This is a genomic window from Sellimonas intestinalis (genome assembly GCF_001280875.1).
In the GTDB taxonomy this organism is placed as follows: Bacteria; Bacillota; Clostridia; order Lachnospirales; family Lachnospiraceae; genus Sellimonas; species Sellimonas intestinalis.
Map to the genome: position 1 here is coordinate 99,936 of NZ_LGAJ01000004.1, position 15,232 is coordinate 115,167.

The following is a 15,232-nucleotide window of genomic DNA, read 5'->3' on the forward strand; positions in this document are numbered from 1 at the left end:
GATGAAATTATGAGAAAAAATAGTATTAAAAACACAAGAGTGAATACAGAAGTGATGCATGAGCTGTCCAATATTCTGCGCGGGGGGATCAAAGATCCCCGCGTAGCAGAGTTTACCTCTGTTGTAGCGGTGGAGGTGGCGCCGGATCTGAAAACCTGCAAGGCATATATCAGTGTACTGGGTGATGAGAAAGCGCAGGCGGATACAATTCGGGGACTTCAGAGTGCCGAGGGATATATTCGCAGAGAACTCGCACATTCATTGAATCTTCGTAATACCCCCGAGATTCGTTTTGTCCTGGATCAGTCGATCGAGTACGGGGTAGCGATGTCCAAGAAGATAGATGACATCACGAAGAGGCAGGAGAAAGAGGAAGAATAATATGGTAAAGCTTTACGAAGTACTAAAAGGAGCAAAACGGGCCGGCATTGCGGGTCATGTACGTCCTGACGGGGACTGTACCGGCTCCTGTCTGGCGCTCTACCAGTATATCGGGCTGTATTTTCCAGAAGTTGCAGTGGATGTGTATTTAGAGGAGATCCCGAATTCCTTCCACATGCTGACAGGGGCGGATGAGATTTGCCATGGCTTGCCGGAAAACATGGTATATGATGTCTTTTTTGCTCTGGACTGTGGGGATGTAGGGCGGCTTGGATTTGCGGGCACTCTGTTTGAAAAGGCTAAGAAGACGGTCTGCATTGACCATCATGTAAGCAATGAGTCATTTGCGGATGTGAACCAGATTGTTCCGGATGCCAGCTCCACTTCGGAACTGATCTATAATCTGATGGACAAAGAAAAGATCACAAAAGAGGTTGCGGAAGCGCTGTATCTTGGAATTGTACATGATACAGGAGTATTCCAGTATTCCAGCACGAAGCCATCCACCATGGAGGCGGGAGCCGAGCTTCTGCGAAAAGGAATCGACGGACCGAAGATTATCGAAAAAACCTTTTTTGAAAAGACCTATGCACAAAATCAGGTGCTTGGTAAGGCACTTTTGGAAAGCATCCGCCTGATGGACGGCAAGGTCATCTTTTCCTATATCACGAAGAAAAGCATGAGCTTTTTCGGGGTGAAGGCGAAGGATCTGGAAGGTATTGTAAGTCAGCTTCGAGTGACGGCAGGCGTGGAAGTCGCTATTTTCCTCTATGAGCTGGAAAGTGGGGAATTCAAAGTCAGCCTCCGCTCCAAGGAAAAGGTGGACGTCAGCAAGGTGGCACGGTATTTTGGCGGGGGCGGTCATGTCAGAGCGGCGGGCCTTACTTTTCGTGGAACCGTTTATGACGCGGTCAACAACCTGATGAATCAGATCTCCCTCCAGTTGGAGGATGGGGCATGATCCACGGAATTTTAAACGTAAGAAAAGAAAAAGGGTTCACATCTCACGACGTGGTTGCGAAGCTTCGGGGAATGACAAGGCAAAAAAAGATCGGGCACACCGGAACCCTCGATCCGGATGCGGAAGGCGTCCTTCCTGTCTGTCTTGGCAAGGCCACCAGGCTCTGCGAGATGATGACGGACAAGGAGAAAGCCTATGAGGCGGTTCTGGTGCTTGGAAAGGAGACGGACACGCAGGATCTGGGTGGTCAAATATTGAACGAAACGGAGACCAACCATCTGACGAAAGCAGAGGTGGAGGAGGCGATTCTTTCTTTCCTGGGGAGTTATGACCAGATTCCGCCGATGTATTCAGCACTGAAAGTGGGAGGCAAAAAACTCTATGAATTAGCAAGAGAGGGCAGGGAAGTGGAGCGGAAAGCCCGTCGGGTAGAGATTCGTTCCCTGCGGGTCCTCGATACGCATCTTCCGGAAGTCCGCTTTGAGGTGGTCTGTTCCAAAGGGACCTATGTGCGTACACTCTGCTATGATATTGGCAGAAAATTAGGATGCGGCGGATGCATGGGGGATCTGCTTCGGACAAAATCGGGAGCGTTTACCCTTGCGATGAGCCATACACTCTCTGAGATCGGGGAGTATCTGGAATCGGGACGGATCGGGGAGATTCTCATTCCTATCGATGCCATGTTCCCGGATATCAGAAGGGTGACGATAAAAGCAGGTCAGGAGAAGTCCGTTTATAATGGTAATCCGCTTCGTAAAGGGCAGCTTGAAGATGGTGAAAATCTGTGTCCTGAAGACGGAGAACAGATCCGGGTCTACGGTTCGGACGGAACGTTCCTTGCGCTATACATTTACCGCAGAAGCCGGGAGAGCTATGCGGTAGAAAAGATGTTTTACAGCCTAGAGTAATCAGAAGCCCGGAATGAAGATAAAGAGGAAAGAACATGCAATATATTACAGGATTTGAACATTACAGAGAAGACGCCGGGACCGCCGTGACCCTTGGGAAATTTGACGGTCTGCATCGTGGACACCGAAAACTGGTGGAGCGGATTATGGAGCACGTGGAGCGGGAGCCGGATTTAAAAAGTGTTGTTTGTTTTTTCGAAATGACGGAATTCAAAAAGATGCGTCACCTTGATCAGAAGAGGCTGATGCTCAATGAAGAGCGGGCGATTCGACTGGAAGGAAGGGTGGATTATCTGATCGAATGCCCGTTCCTTTCTGTCAAAGAGATGGAGGCGGAGACTTTCATTGAAAAGATTCTCTCTGGACTTTTCCATGCCAGATATATTGTGGTAGGAGAAAATTTCCGATTTGGCCATGACCGGCGGGGAGATGTAGCGATGCTTGCGAAATTTCAGGAGCGGTACGGTTATTGCCTGGAAGTGATTCCGAACGAATACTACGGGGAGCGGATTGTAAGCAGCACTTATGTGAAAGAGGTAATGAAGACAGGGAATATCGATCTTGTCAACCGTCTGTTGAGTTATCCGTATACGATTGCGGGAACCGTACAAAAAGGAGCCGGAATGGGACGGGAAATCGGCTATCCGACTATGGACATTTATCCATGCCAGGAAAAGATACTGCCTCCAAACGGAGCTTATGTCTGCAAGCTTCATGTAGATCAGGAGTGGTATCAGGGAGTATGCAATATCGGACAGAAACCGACTGTATCCAAGGGGGGAGAGACGATTCTTTCCGTGCACCTTTTCTGTTATGAAAAGAAAGAGGAAGCAAACGGTAAGGCGGTTGTCCTCCATCTTTACCACTATCTGAGACCGGAAGAAAAGTTTGAGGACGTGGAGGAATTAAAGTGCCAGATTGAGGAGGATATCTGGGAGGGGAAAAGGCATTTTTTGCTCACGATGGAGAGCAGGCGCGCACTGCTGGAGAGCGAAACAAAAAAGCAGAAAAAGAATTGACATCCACAAGGATGACATGATATACTCAACAAGTATGAGTGAGCCGATATCCAGTGGACGGAGGACTCCGACCGCCGCCTGATATCCGGCGTTTCAAAATAAAGGAGGATAAAGACATGATCGACAGAGAAAAGAAAGCAGCGATTATTGCTGAGTATGGAAGAAGCGAAGGAGACACAGGATCTCCGGAAGTTCAGGTAGCTATCCTGACAGCCAGAATCAACGAGTTAACAGAACATTTCAAAGCAAATCCAAAGGATCATCATTCCAGAAGAGGTCTTTTGAAAATGGTAGGTCAGAGACGTGGTCTTCTTGCATATTTAAAGAAAAAAGATATCGAAAGATACCGTTCTTTGATTGAAAGATTAGGACTCAGAAAATAGTCGGCACTTCAAAAGGGGACGGAACATCATTTCCGTTCCCTTTTATACTGTTTATCGTACCGGAGCTTTTCGGCACCTGAAACATGTCATGGTCAGAAAGACCGGTTGCGGGGAAATGATCCGGGACCACTGAAAAGCATACCAGCCTATGGCCTGTTTTTCAGTAGTTTCGGGATTCTCCGCAGAAAAATTATCAAAACTAGAGGAGGATCATATGTATAAGACATTTGAGATGGAACTTGCCGGACGCACACTGCGTGTTGATATCGGCAGAGTGGCAAAGCAGGCAAATGGAGCCGCGCTGATGCATTACGGAGAGACGACAGTACTCTCTACAGCTACAGCTTCCGAGAAACCAAGGGAAGGGATTGATTTCTTTCCGCTGAATGTAGAGTATAACGAAAAGATGTATGCGGTTGGAAAGATACCTGGAGGATTTAATAAAAGAGAGGGGAAGGCGTCCGAGAACGCAATCCTGACGGACCGTGTCATCGACAGACCGATGCGCCCGCTTTTCCCGAAGGACTACAGAAACGATGTGACGCTGGAGAACCTGGTACTTTCTGTGGATCAGGACTGCAGCCCGGAGCTGACTGCAATGCTTGGCTCTGCGATTGCGGTATCGATTTCTGATATTCCGTTTGACGGGCCGACAGCCTCCACACAGGTAGGGTTAGTAAATGGAGAGTTTGTCTTTAATCCGACGGCCGAAGAAAAAGCGGTATCCGATATGCAGCTGACTGTCGCGTCCACAAAAGAAAAGGTCATTATGATTGAGGCCGGAGCGAACGAGGTGCCGGAAGAAGTGATGCTCAAAGCGATTTTTGCGGCTCACGAAGTGAACCAGAAGGTGATTGCTTTTATTGACCAGATCGTAACAGAGTGTGGTAAGCCGAAGCATGAGTATGAAAGCTTTGCGGTACCGGCTGATCTGATGGAAGAGATCCAGAAGATTATTCCGGCAGAGGAGATGGAAGAAGCTGTATTCACAGATGACAAGCAGACGAGAGAGGCAAATGTGCGTACTATCCAGGACCGTCTGGAGGAGATTTTTGCGGAGAACGAAGAGTGGCTTCCACGTGTTGGCGAGGCTCTCTATCAGTATCAGAAAAAGACTGTCCGCAAGATGATTCTTAAGGATCACAAGCGTCCTGACGGAAGAGCGATCAATGAGATCCGCCCGCTTGCGGCAGAAGTCGATCTGATTCCGAGAGTCCATGGATCCGCGATGTTCACAAGAGGGCAGACACAGATTTGTAATATTACTACACTTGCGCCGCTTTCCGAGGCGCAGAGGGTGGATGGCCTTGACGAGTCCGAGACTTCCAAACGCTATATGCACCACTACAATTTCCCGTCCTACTCCGTAGGAGAGACGAAGCCGTCCAGAGGACCGGGGCGCCGTGAGATTGGACATGGAGCGCTTGCAGAGCGTGCCCTTGTACCGGTACTTCCATCAGAAGAAGAGTTCCCGTATGCAATCCGCACGGTTTCCGAGACATTCGAGTCCAACGGCTCCACATCTCAGGCGAGTGTCTGTGCATCTAGTATGTCCCTCATGGCAGCGGGCGTACCGATCAAGAGCGCGGTGGCAGGTATTTCCTGTGGATTGGTGACAGGTGAAACAGATGATGATTATATCGTTCTGACGGATATCCAGGGACTGGAAGACTTCTTTGGAGACATGGACTTTAAGGTGGCTGGTACCCACAAGGGAATTACAGCGATCCAGATGGATATTAAGATCCACGGACTGACAAGACCGATTATTGAGGAAGCTGTTGCCCGCACAAAAGAGGCGAGATTCTATATCATCGATGAGGTGATGAATAAAGCAATCGCAGAGCCGAGACCGGAAGTTGGAAAATACGCTCCGAAGATCATCCAGATGAACATCGATCCGCAGAAGATTGGCGATGTAGTAGGTCAGAGAGGAAAGACGATCAACGCCATCATTGAGAAAACAGGTGTGAAGATCGACATCTCTGATGAAGGTAATATATCCATTTGCGGTACAGATCAAGAGATGATGGATGAGGCAAAGCGTCTTATCACGATTATTGTGACAGACTTCGAGGCAGGGCAGGTATTGGAAGGAACAGTAGTCAGCATCAAAGACTTTGGCGCGTTTCTGGAATTTGCTCCTGGCAAAGAGGGAATGGTTCATATTTCCAAGATCTGCAAACAGCGCATCGACCATGTAGAAGACGTGCTTACACTTGGTGACAAGGTCAAGGCAGTCTGTCTTGGAAAAGATAAGATGGGAAGAATCAGCTTCAGTATCAAAGACGTTGCGCCGGAAAACAGATAATGTCATTCAATAGATTTCAAAGCTCCTGTGTCTGCAAAAGACATGGGAGCTTTTTTAAAAAAGAGTATTTCACTGTAGAAGGAAAATGAGAAGAGAAGTAGGAGGAACTCAAAATGGAAGAAAAAATGATCAGAAGATCCTGCGTGGACTGTGCGGTGACAGCTTGCGAAAGAAAGGATGGCAAGCGTCCGGATTTCTGCCTGACAACATCGTTGAACCCGGATCTTTTACAGGAGGCGATTGCCTGTTATGAAGATATGGAAGATCAGAAGCTTGCTATTGCTGCGGCAGAGGTTGAGTATGAAGGCTACCTGAAACTGACGCGGGTGGAGGAGATCATCGCCTTTGCCGGGAAAATCGGGGCGAAGAAAATCGGAATCGCCACCTGCGTCGGACTGATCCGTGAGAGCAGAACGCTTGCAAAAATATTGAGAGGCCATGACCTGGAAGTCATCGGAGTCGCATGTAAAATCGGGGCTGTAGATAAGACGAGAATTGGGATACCAGAAGAATGTCAGGAAATTGGATGCCATATGTGCAATCCGGTTTTGCAGGCGAAGTATTTGAACAAGGAGAAGACAGATCTGAATGTTGTTGTCGGTCTCTGTGTCGGCCATGACAGTTTATTCTATAAGCACTCGGACGCACCGGTCACCACGGCAGTGACGAAAGACCGGGTACTCGGTCATAACCCGGCGGCAGCGCTCTATACGGCAGAATCTTATTACAAACGGTTGCTGTAAATAGGAAACAAGGGTGTTTTGTACCATTTAAGCCCGGACTTTGGAGTGTATACAATACAAAAAGAAGCATATCAGAGAAGGGGAAAGCCTGTCTGATATGCTTTTTTTCTATTTGGACTAAGATTTACAGAACGCGGTAGTACGGACAGATGTCCTCGAAATGACCGTCTTTCATCCGGAATCCCTCTGGGATCACTCCGAGAGATACAAAGCCGCATCGTTCATAAAGGTGACGGGCGTGTATGTTGGGAGCGACTACTGCATTAAATTGCATGACACGGAAACCATATTCTTTTGCGAGTTGTAAGGAGTGGAGAACCAGCTTTTCGCCGATATGAAATCCCTGTTTGTCCCTTGATACTGCATAACTGGCGTTGGCAAGGTGGCCGCATCGTCCGATATTGTTCGGATGAAGGATGTAAAGTCCACACACTTCGTCCGTGCCCGTATCCACAGCCACAGCACAGTCTGTCTGCTCGGCAAAGAAAGCCGGCCCGCTTACATCATCTAAGAGGGTCTCTTGCGGGAAAGCGATGCCATCCTCCACCACCTGATTCCAGATGGCCGTCATGGCAGGGACATCTTCATGTCTATAAGTACGAACTTCTATATTCATCTGTCAATTCTCCTCCTTTTCTTTTTTGCCCCGATAGTAAATACGTAAAACCAGGGAAAGAACACTTATGATCATTGTATCATGGGAAATAGAAAAACAACATCCTTTTTCTGCACCTTTTGATCATTTTTCTATTTTATATTTATAGAAAAAAGGGAGTTGTTCCTAGGGATGAAGTATGTTCCGGCTTTGTTAGTCATATTTTCCGGTTGTCCACATATATTGTGTTGTAAAAGGTGGTGGAAAGTAGTGAGCAATAAGAAAGAGCAGATTTTTCGGATTCTTCCGGAGCGATTGAAGCGGATGGTGGATCAGGTGATGATGCAGGAAGATCTGGACTTTGAACAGGTGACGGAGATCTGTATCCGTGTGGGAAAGCCTGTCTGTGTCTACCTTGGAGGGAAGGAAGTTCGGGTGAACTATACGGCTGGCAGGGAGGAACTGAAGGAGATCGTAAATTACATGAGCAGGTATTCACCCTATGCGTTTGAGGAAGAGATGAGAAAGGGATTTTTGACCATTGAGGGTGGTCATCGAGTAGGGATGGCAGGTAAGGCGATTACGGAGCAGGACAGGGTCCGGAATCTCAGGTATGTCTCCTCGGTACATATCCGGGCGGCACACGAGGTAAAAGGCTGCGCGAACAAGGTATTCCCTTACATTGCCAACCAGAAAGAATTATGTCATACCATGATTATTTCGCCGCCGGGATGCGGTAAGACGACGCTTCTGCGGGACATCATCCGACAGGTCTCCGATGGGAACGACTATGTGAAAGGATGTACAGTCGGTGTGGTGGACGAGCGTTCGGAGATCGCGGGATGCTATCTGGGAGCAGCGCAAAATGATATCGGACTTCGCAGTGATGTTCTTGATGCTTGTCCGAAAGCAGAGGGTATGCTGATGATGATCCGCTCTATGACGCCAAAAGTGGTGGCCGCGGATGAGATTGGGACGAAAGAGGATGTGGAGGCAATCGAGTATGCCATGCACTGTGGGTGTCGGATGATTGTGACAGCTCACGGGAACTCTGTGGAAGAGCTCCGGCAAAAGCCGGTGCTGGGGCAGCTCATCCAGGAGGAGCGGTTTGAGAGGTACATTGTTTTGCGTCAGGGAGACAGGCCCGGTCTTCTTGATGGAATATACGACAGGAGGGGACAGCCATGTTTCTGAAGCTGTTTGGAGCCGCCTTTGTGATTGCGGGGTGCTCGGCTTTGGGGATCGGGTACGGACGGAAATTAAATCTGCATCTTGAGGAATTGAGGTTCTTAAGAGAGTTGTACCGGATGATCCGGGGCGAAATCCAGTACACGAAGGAGCCGTTTCCGGAGGTGATGCTGGAGGTGTCCTCGCGGATCAAAGAGCCGTATGCTTCACTGTTTGTACAGGCACACCGTGCCTTTGAAGAGCAGGGAAGCTTACAGTTTCCCCAATGGTTCCGATCCTACACATCCGGGACCTTGGAATCCTACCGGAGAGAGCGGGGGATGACAGACGAGGAGTGGGAGCAGTTTCTCTCCCTTGGCGGGCAGACCGGGTATCTGGATCTGGACATGCAGATCGGGACGCTTAAGCTTTCCGGGGAACGGTGGGAGACGTGGATCCGGGAGGCAGAATCCCAGATCGGACCGAAGCGGAGGATCGGAAGCTGTCTGGGAGTGCTTGGCGGGGTGTTTTTGACGATCCTGCTGCTGTAAGAAAGAAGAAGGGAAGGAAGTGCGTATGAGTGTCAGTCTGATCTTTAAAATCGCGGCGGTCGGGATTTTGGTTTCCGTGTTAAGCCAGGTACTAAAGCACAGCGGAAGGGAGGAACAGGCATTTTTAACAAGCCTTGCAGGCTTGATCCTCGTTCTGATCTGGATTGTGCCGTATATTTATGATCTGTTTGAAACAATGAGGCGTCTGTTTGCCTTGTGACAAATGGTACAGATACAAGTCGCAGGTAAAGAGAAGGGAGGGAAAGCATGACGATACAAAAAGCAGCGGCGGCAGGCGTCTGTGCGGCGCTCATTGCTCTTCAGTTTAAGGGCGGTAAAACGGAATATGGAATTTACGTCAGTATTGCCGCAGGGCTTTTGCTGGCGGCGGGAATTCTGGGGAAACTCGACACGGTACTTGCGACAGTCAGGGAGATCGGCTCTTTCTTGCAGATCGAAGGATCTTATCTGGGTGTACTCTTAAAGATGCTGGGCATCACATATGTGGCGGAGTTTGCCTCCAATATCTGTAAGGATTCCGGATACCAGACGATTGCATCCCAGATCCAGCTCTTTGGAAAACTGTCGGTGTTGGCTTTGGGGATGCCGGTGCTTCTGACGCTTCTTAGGACCATCGAGGTGTTTTTATCGTGAGGAAGAAAGAAGGGCTGATTCTTTTGCTGCTGCTTTTAGGGGTTCTCCTGGTGTGGGGATCCATCCGGGCAGAAGCAGCAGAAGAGCCGGAGGAGGAAACAGTCCCGGAGGCCGCAAGGGAATGGATAGACGAGATGGATTTTCGTAATGTGGATAAGATGATGGACGAGATCTTTCAGAAAGAACAGATCGAATTTACCGAGCTTGTGGAAACGCTGCTTTCCGGAGATGTGACCGGGGCTCTTGCGATGGCGGGACGGGGAATTGGCGGGACGGTCTTTTCGGTCCTTTCTGAAAACAAGACGGCCATGCTTCACATCCTCGTCATTGCACTGATTGCGGCAGTCTTTGCCAATTTCAGCCAGGTGTTTGCGGCAGGGCAGGCGGCGGATACAGGCTTTTTTATTCTCTATCTGCTTCTCATCACCTTGCTGCTTCAGACCTTTGAGGTGATGATCGATTCCGTGACGAAAAGTCTGACTCTTTTGACGGATTTTATGCAGGCGCTCTGCCCGGTTTATCTGATGGCGGCGGCTGTTGTCACGGGAAGCGGCAGTTCACTGGTTTTTTATAATCTGATGCTGTTCTTGATATATCTTGTGCAGTCGGTTGTCTGTTCCTTTGTACTGCCCTTGATTCATGTTTATCTGATGATCCGGTTGATGGACGAACTTTCGCCGGAACCCTATTTGGGGCGGTTTGCGGAGCTTGGACAAACCATCATCAGTTGGATCTTAAAAACGATTCTTGTAGGGGTCATGGGGGTGAATCTCATTCAGGGGCTCTTAAGCCCCGTGATTGATGAGGTGAGAAGAAGCGGTCTGCAAAGGGGGCTGGAGTCCATTCCCGGTATCGGCAATACGCTAGGCGGAATGACGGAGATTGTCATGTCGGCGCTGACATTGATCCGGAACGGTATCGGAGTAGCCGGGGCGCTTATCTGTGTGGGAATCTGTCTGATTCCGGTCATTCAGATTGCCGTGCTGGCGCTGATTTATAAACTGCTGGCAGCACTTTTAGAGCCGGTCTCGGACTCACGTATTATCGGGTGCGTGGCGGGAGCAGGGGATGCGGCAGTGCTGCTTTTAAAGACGGTATACACAAGCGCGGTGCTGTTTTTGATTACGATTGTGATTGTGGCGGCCATTCGGTCATAGGAGGAGACATGTTTACATATATATATGACTGGATAAAAAATCTTGTCTTTTATCTGATTTTGATGACAATGCTGATGCAGATCATCCCGGATTCGGACTACAAAAAGTATATTCGCTTTTTTACGGGTCTGGTATTAATTCTCCTTCTGGCAAGACCGGTGTTTGGAATCTTTCATCTGGAAGAGGAATTTGACCGAATATACCACAGCATCGAGTACCACCAGAATGTGAGGGAGATGGAACGGGCAAGGGAAGTGTTTGAATCTGCGGAGGAGGGATATCTTGAATGGGAACAGGACATGGCTTCAGAAGCTTCTGGAGAACGGGAAACTTCCAATGAAGAATAAATGGCTTCTGGTGCTTCTTGCAGGGCTTTTGCTTTTAGTGATTGCGATGCCTGTCTCAGACAAGAAGAATCAGGAGACAAAAGAAGAACTCACCAAAAGCGATACCGGGGAAAAAGAAAAGTACGAAGATTACGCCGAAAAAGCCGCATCTGAACTGGAGAAGGTGATCTCCCGGATGGAGGGGGCAGGAAAGGTCAAGGTGATGATGACCGTTTCCTCTTCCTCAGAGAAGGTAGTGGAAAAGGATGAGGAGACGGCGGAGGATGAGAAACAAAGAACGAAAAACGAGACGACCGTCTACGAAGAGACGACGGTGGGACAGACGCCTTATGTCAAAAAGGAGCTTGTCCCCACTGTGGAAGGAGTGGTAGTTCTCTGTGAGGGAGGAGATCAGCCGGTTGTCGTACAGGAGATTACAGAAGCGGTGGAGGCATTATTTTCTGTGGAGTCACATAAGATTAAGGTAGTAAAGATGAAATAGGAAAAGCAGGAGGAATGACGGTGAAACGATTGATTAAGAAAAATCAGGTGATTGTGGCGGCACTCGCCCTGATGATCGCGGCGGCAGGGTATCTGAATTATTCGGGGAAGCTGTTTTCGGATAAGGATGACACGAAAACAGCACAACAGGCAAACAGCGAACTTCTCGATATTTCCGAGGAGGACATCGAGACCGGATCGGGAGATATTGAAAGTCAGGATCAAGACGCGTCTGAAACAGACGGAGATGTGGAAGGAACACCAGGAGAAGCAGTACTTACAAACGGAGAGGTCAAAAATACTGTGGCGCAGGCAAAAGTATCCAGAGAGCAGGTGCGGGCGAAGAATAAGGAGACCCTTCAGGGGATTATCGACAGCACTTCAGTGACAGAAGAACAGAAACAAGATGCTATCAATCAGATGATAGAGCTGACAAAGGTTGCGGAGCAGGAGTCAGCTGCGGAGACACTGCTTGCATCGAAAGGCTTTACCGAATCGGTAGTAAATGTCAGTGACGAACAGGCGGACGTGGTTGTTGGAAACGTGGAAATGACGGAAGCAAACCGGGCTCAGATTGAGGATATTGTGACAAGAAAGACAGGGGTTGCCCCGGAGAATATCGTGATCACACCGATGAGTAAGAAGGCGGATCAGAATACTGCCCAGAATGAAAATACGTCGACAGAGGGAAAAACGACAGACAGCGAGGACGGCAAAGAAACAGCCGAAGAACAGGAATAGAAATACAGGGATAGCTCAGTAAAGAAAGCTATTGCGGATTTTAAGGCGGATATGCTACAATAATTAATTGCGTGGAATCATTTGGAAGATTCCGGGAAGAATAAGAAAAAATACAGGAGAATATCATGTCAAAGATTACAGATGAAATAAAAAAGCGGAGAACTTTCGCCATTATTTCCCACCCGGACGCCGGGAAGACGACCTTGACGGAAAAGTTCTTATTATATGGAGGAGCCATCAACCAGGCGGGCTCCGTAAAGGGTAAGGCGACCGCAAAACATGCGGTGTCAGACTGGATGGAAATTGAAAAGGAGAGAGGAATTTCAGTTACTTCCTCGGTACTACAGTTTAATTATGGCGGATATTGCATCAATATTCTGGATACGCCGGGACACCAGGATTTCTCGGAGGATACGTACCGGACGCTGATGGCGGCGGATTCGGCGGTGATGGTGATCGACGCGTCTAAAGGTGTGGAGGCACAGACGAGAAAGTTATTCAAGGTCTGTGTCATGCGCCATATTCCGATTTTTACTTTTATCAACAAGATGGACCGGGAGGCCATGGACACATTCGAGCTTCTGGACGATATTGAGAAGGAGCTTGGCATCGCCACCTGTCCGGTCAACTGGCCGATCGGTTCCGGAAAAGCGTTCCGGGGGGTTTATGACCGGAACGAGGAGGAGATTGAACTTTTCTTCGATACGAAGAAAGGAACGACAACCGGAGAAGTGAAGAAGATTCGTGTGGATCATCCGGATGTGGATCAGTACCTGGACCCAGAGCAGAAAGACCAGCTTCTTGGGGAAATCGAGCTTCTGGACGGGGCAAGCGCAACGTTTGATCAGGAGATGGTGGACCGTGGGGAGCTTTCTCCGGTATTCTTCGGATCAGCCCTCACCAATTTCGGGGTGGAAACATTTTTACAGCATTTTCTGAAGATGACGACTTCTCCGCTTCCGAGACATTCGGACAAAGGGGATATTGATCCGATGACAGAGAAGGACTTTTCTGCCTTTGTCTTTAAGATCCAGGCCAATATGAATAAAGCGCACCGGGACCGTATCGCTTTCATGCGGATCTGCTCCGGGGAATTCGACGCCGGGATGGACGCTTTCCACATCCAGGGTGGGAAGAAAGTTCGTCTCTCCCAGCCGCAGCAGATGATGGCAAGTGAGCGGAAGATGATCGAGAAAGCTTATGGCGGGGATATTATTGGTATTTTTGATCCGGGTATTTTCTCCATTGGGGATACGATCACGACGAGTCAGGAGCGTTATGCTTACGAGGGGATTCCGACCTTTGCTCCGGAACATTTCGCAAGGGTACGCCAGGTGGACACTATGAAGCGGAAACAGTTCATCAAGGGAATCAACCAGATTGCCCAGGAAGGTGCCATCCAGATTTTCCAGGAGTTCAATACGGGAATGGAAGAGATCATTGTCGGTGTAGTCGGCGTTCTGCAGTTTGACGTTCTGAAATACCGATTGAAAAACGAGTACGGGGTAGAGATTATTCTGGAGACGCTGCCGTACGAGTATATTCGGTGGATTGAAAATGAGGAGATCGATATGGATCGTCTCACAGGAACATCCGATATGAAGAAGATCAAGGATTTAAAAGGCCGCCCATTGCTTCTATTCGTACACGAGTGGAGTATTCGGATGACGCTGGAGCGAAACGAGGGCTTACGGCTTTCCGAGTTTGGACGCTCATAATCAAAAAAGACAATAGGAATTGTTACAGAGAACCTCCAAAAACGTGAACAAGAGCCTTGTAAGCAACGACGGAATTTGGTATAATGGATACAGTAATTGTGTATTCTATGTACAGGAAACATGCAGTATCACCGATATGAGGAGGTTTCAGATATGGGGAAAGAAGAGAGAAATACCTATACGATCCAGGAAGAAGAGATCGGACAGGTACAGATTGCCGATGAAGTCGTGGCGATTATAGCCGGTCTTGCGGCGATGGAAGTGGACGGGGTGTCCTCCATGGCAGGCACATCTACGAGAGATCTCATCAGCAAGCTTGGAAAGAAGAATCTCTCCAAGGGAGTGAAGGTGGACGTCCTCGACGGAGTGGTGACCGTATCTTTGTCACTGAATTTGCGTTTTGGGAAGAATATCATGGAGGTATCTTCCAGGGTACAGGAGAAAGTCAAGGCCGCCATTGAGAATATGACAGGTCTTTCCGTTGCAGATGTCAATATCAAAGTCGCAGGAGTTGACGACGATACAGAAAATTAACCCCGCACATTGTCAAGAATAAATATACGATGTTATGTGTTTTTATGCACGAAAGATTGCCGGAAGGCAGAAAGTACAGTATAATGAGGGGTGTCGGGATGATACCCCTTTTTTTGAGTTCCGGGTAAGGCGAAAGCTTTCGCCGGGAGAAGACAGAAAGGAAGGAATATGGGAAGATCAGAAATCAGAGAACACATTTTCAGAATGTTATTTGGGAGGGAGTTTCATACACAGGAGGAGCTTTTAGAGCAGGGACGACTGTACATGGAGCTTTTAAAAACGGAACGTGAAGTCAGTGAGACGGATGAGGCGTATATCCAGGAGAAGTGTCGTAAGGTCGAGGAACTGATTCCGGAGATTGACGCTCTGATCAATGAGCAGACAACCGGATGGAAGACCGGACGTATGAATAAGGCAGACCTGACGATTTTATGGCTTGCCGTCTATGAGATGAAGTGGGATGAGGACATTCCGGTCAAGGTGGCGATTAACGAGGCGGTAGAGCTTGCGAAGAAGTACAGCAGCGACGAGGGACCGTCTTTCATCAATGGCGTTCTGGCAAAGATCGCTGCGTAAGAG

General features: G+C 48.7%; 19 protein-coding genes. 18 read left to right on the plus strand and 1 reads right to left on the minus strand.

The annotated features are described in order from the left end of the window. Positions 1-9 precede the first annotated feature (9 nt). The 7 genes from rbfA (at position 10) to AOA56_RS05540 (ending at position 6,709) form a co-directional block, all read left to right on the plus strand. On the plus strand, positions 10-381 hold the full coding sequence (gene rbfA / locus AOA56_RS05510) for a 30S ribosome-binding factor RbfA (protein ID WP_024732244.1): 372 nt from the start codon (positions 10-12) through the stop codon (positions 379-381). A 1-nt stretch (position 382) separates the two neighbouring features. Continuing rightward, positions 383-1,342, plus strand: coding sequence for a DHH family phosphoesterase (locus AOA56_RS05515; RefSeq protein WP_024732245.1), 960 nt, complete (start codon positions 383-385; stop codon positions 1,340-1,342). Beyond that, the gene (truB, locus tag AOA56_RS05520) at positions 1,339-2,253 is read left to right on the plus strand and encodes a tRNA pseudouridine(55) synthase TruB (protein ID WP_053769128.1); all 915 of its coding nucleotides are present in this window, start codon (positions 1,339-1,341) and stop codon (positions 2,251-2,253) included. The genes AOA56_RS05515 and truB overlap by 4 nt, the downstream gene beginning before the upstream one ends. A 35-nt stretch (positions 2,254-2,288) precedes the next feature. Then, positions 2,289-3,272: a riboflavin biosynthesis protein RibF gene (ribF, locus tag AOA56_RS05525; RefSeq protein ID WP_053769129.1), complete on the plus strand. Its 984-nt coding sequence runs from the start codon at positions 2,289-2,291 to the stop codon at positions 3,270-3,272. 116 nt (positions 3,273-3,388) lie between these two features. Then, positions 3,389-3,655, plus strand: a complete 267-nt coding sequence (rpsO, locus tag AOA56_RS05530; RefSeq protein ID WP_024732247.1) for a 30S ribosomal protein S15 — start codon at positions 3,389-3,391, stop codon at positions 3,653-3,655. Between the two features lie 214 nt (positions 3,656-3,869). After that, the gene (locus tag AOA56_RS05535) at positions 3,870-5,966 is read left to right on the plus strand and encodes a polyribonucleotide nucleotidyltransferase (protein ID WP_048621570.1); all 2,097 of its coding nucleotides are present in this window, start codon (positions 3,870-3,872) and stop codon (positions 5,964-5,966) included. 113 nt (positions 5,967-6,079) lie between these two features. Next, complete coding sequence (locus AOA56_RS05540; RefSeq protein ID WP_053769130.1) at positions 6,080-6,709, plus strand: DUF1847 domain-containing protein; 630 nt, start codon at positions 6,080-6,082, stop codon at positions 6,707-6,709. Between the two features lie 124 nt (positions 6,710-6,833). Here AOA56_RS05540 and AOA56_RS05545 read toward each other — a convergent pair whose 3' ends face one another. Further along, positions 6,834-7,325 carry a GNAT family N-acetyltransferase gene (locus AOA56_RS05545; protein WP_053769131.1) on the minus strand — a complete coding sequence of 164 codons (492 nt, stop codon included), beginning with the start codon at positions 7,323-7,325 and terminating at the stop codon, positions 6,834-6,836. Positions 7,326-7,574: 249 nt separating this feature from the next. Between AOA56_RS05545 and spoIIIAA the strand changes: the two genes are divergently transcribed. The 11 genes from spoIIIAA (at position 7,575) to nusB (ending at position 15,229) form a co-directional block, all read left to right on the plus strand. After that, positions 7,575-8,498, plus strand: a complete 924-nt coding sequence (spoIIIAA, locus tag AOA56_RS05550) for a stage III sporulation protein AA (RefSeq protein ID WP_024732250.1) — start codon at positions 7,575-7,577, stop codon at positions 8,496-8,498. After that, positions 8,489-9,022 carry a stage III sporulation protein AB gene (locus tag AOA56_RS05555; protein WP_024732251.1) on the plus strand — a complete coding sequence of 178 codons (534 nt, stop codon included), beginning with the start codon at positions 8,489-8,491 and terminating at the stop codon, positions 9,020-9,022. Before spoIIIAA ends, AOA56_RS05555 begins: the two co-directional genes overlap by 10 nt. Positions 9,023-9,047: 25 nt before the next feature. Then, positions 9,048-9,242 (plus strand): stage III sporulation protein AC, encoded by a 195-nt coding sequence (spoIIIAC, locus tag AOA56_RS05560; protein ID WP_024732252.1) that lies wholly within the window; start codon positions 9,048-9,050, stop codon positions 9,240-9,242. A 47-nt stretch (positions 9,243-9,289) separates the two neighbouring features. Next, positions 9,290-9,676 (plus strand): SpoIIIAC/SpoIIIAD family protein, encoded by a 387-nt coding sequence (locus tag AOA56_RS05565; protein WP_024732253.1) that lies wholly within the window; start codon positions 9,290-9,292, stop codon positions 9,674-9,676. Continuing rightward, positions 9,673-10,833 (plus strand): stage III sporulation protein AE, encoded by a 1,161-nt coding sequence (locus AOA56_RS05570; RefSeq protein ID WP_053769132.1) that lies wholly within the window; start codon positions 9,673-9,675, stop codon positions 10,831-10,833. Before AOA56_RS05565 ends, AOA56_RS05570 begins: the two co-directional genes overlap by 4 nt. Positions 10,834-10,841: 8 nt before the next feature. Further along, positions 10,842-11,180 (plus strand): stage III sporulation protein AF, encoded by a 339-nt coding sequence (locus AOA56_RS05575; RefSeq protein ID WP_024732255.1) that lies wholly within the window; start codon positions 10,842-10,844, stop codon positions 11,178-11,180. Then, on the plus strand, positions 11,116-11,661 hold the full coding sequence (locus AOA56_RS05580) for a stage III sporulation protein AG (protein WP_242843437.1): 546 nt from the start codon (positions 11,116-11,118) through the stop codon (positions 11,659-11,661). The genes AOA56_RS05575 and AOA56_RS05580 overlap by 65 nt, the downstream gene beginning before the upstream one ends. Before the next feature lie 20 nt (positions 11,662-11,681). Beyond that, complete coding sequence (locus AOA56_RS05585; RefSeq protein WP_024732257.1) at positions 11,682-12,401, plus strand: SpoIIIAH-like family protein; 720 nt, start codon at positions 11,682-11,684, stop codon at positions 12,399-12,401. A gap of 125 nt (positions 12,402-12,526) precedes the next feature. After that, positions 12,527-14,119 (plus strand): peptide chain release factor 3, encoded by a 1,593-nt coding sequence (locus AOA56_RS05590; protein WP_024732258.1) that lies wholly within the window; start codon positions 12,527-12,529, stop codon positions 14,117-14,119. 153 nt (positions 14,120-14,272) lie between these two features. Next, positions 14,273-14,653 carry an Asp23/Gls24 family envelope stress response protein gene (locus tag AOA56_RS05595; protein WP_024732259.1) on the plus strand — a complete coding sequence of 127 codons (381 nt, stop codon included), beginning with the start codon at positions 14,273-14,275 and terminating at the stop codon, positions 14,651-14,653. 168 nt (positions 14,654-14,821) lie between these two features. After that, positions 14,822-15,229 (plus strand): transcription antitermination factor NusB, encoded by a 408-nt coding sequence (gene nusB / locus AOA56_RS05600; protein ID WP_053769134.1) that lies wholly within the window; start codon positions 14,822-14,824, stop codon positions 15,227-15,229. Positions 15,230-15,232 lie beyond the last annotated feature (3 nt).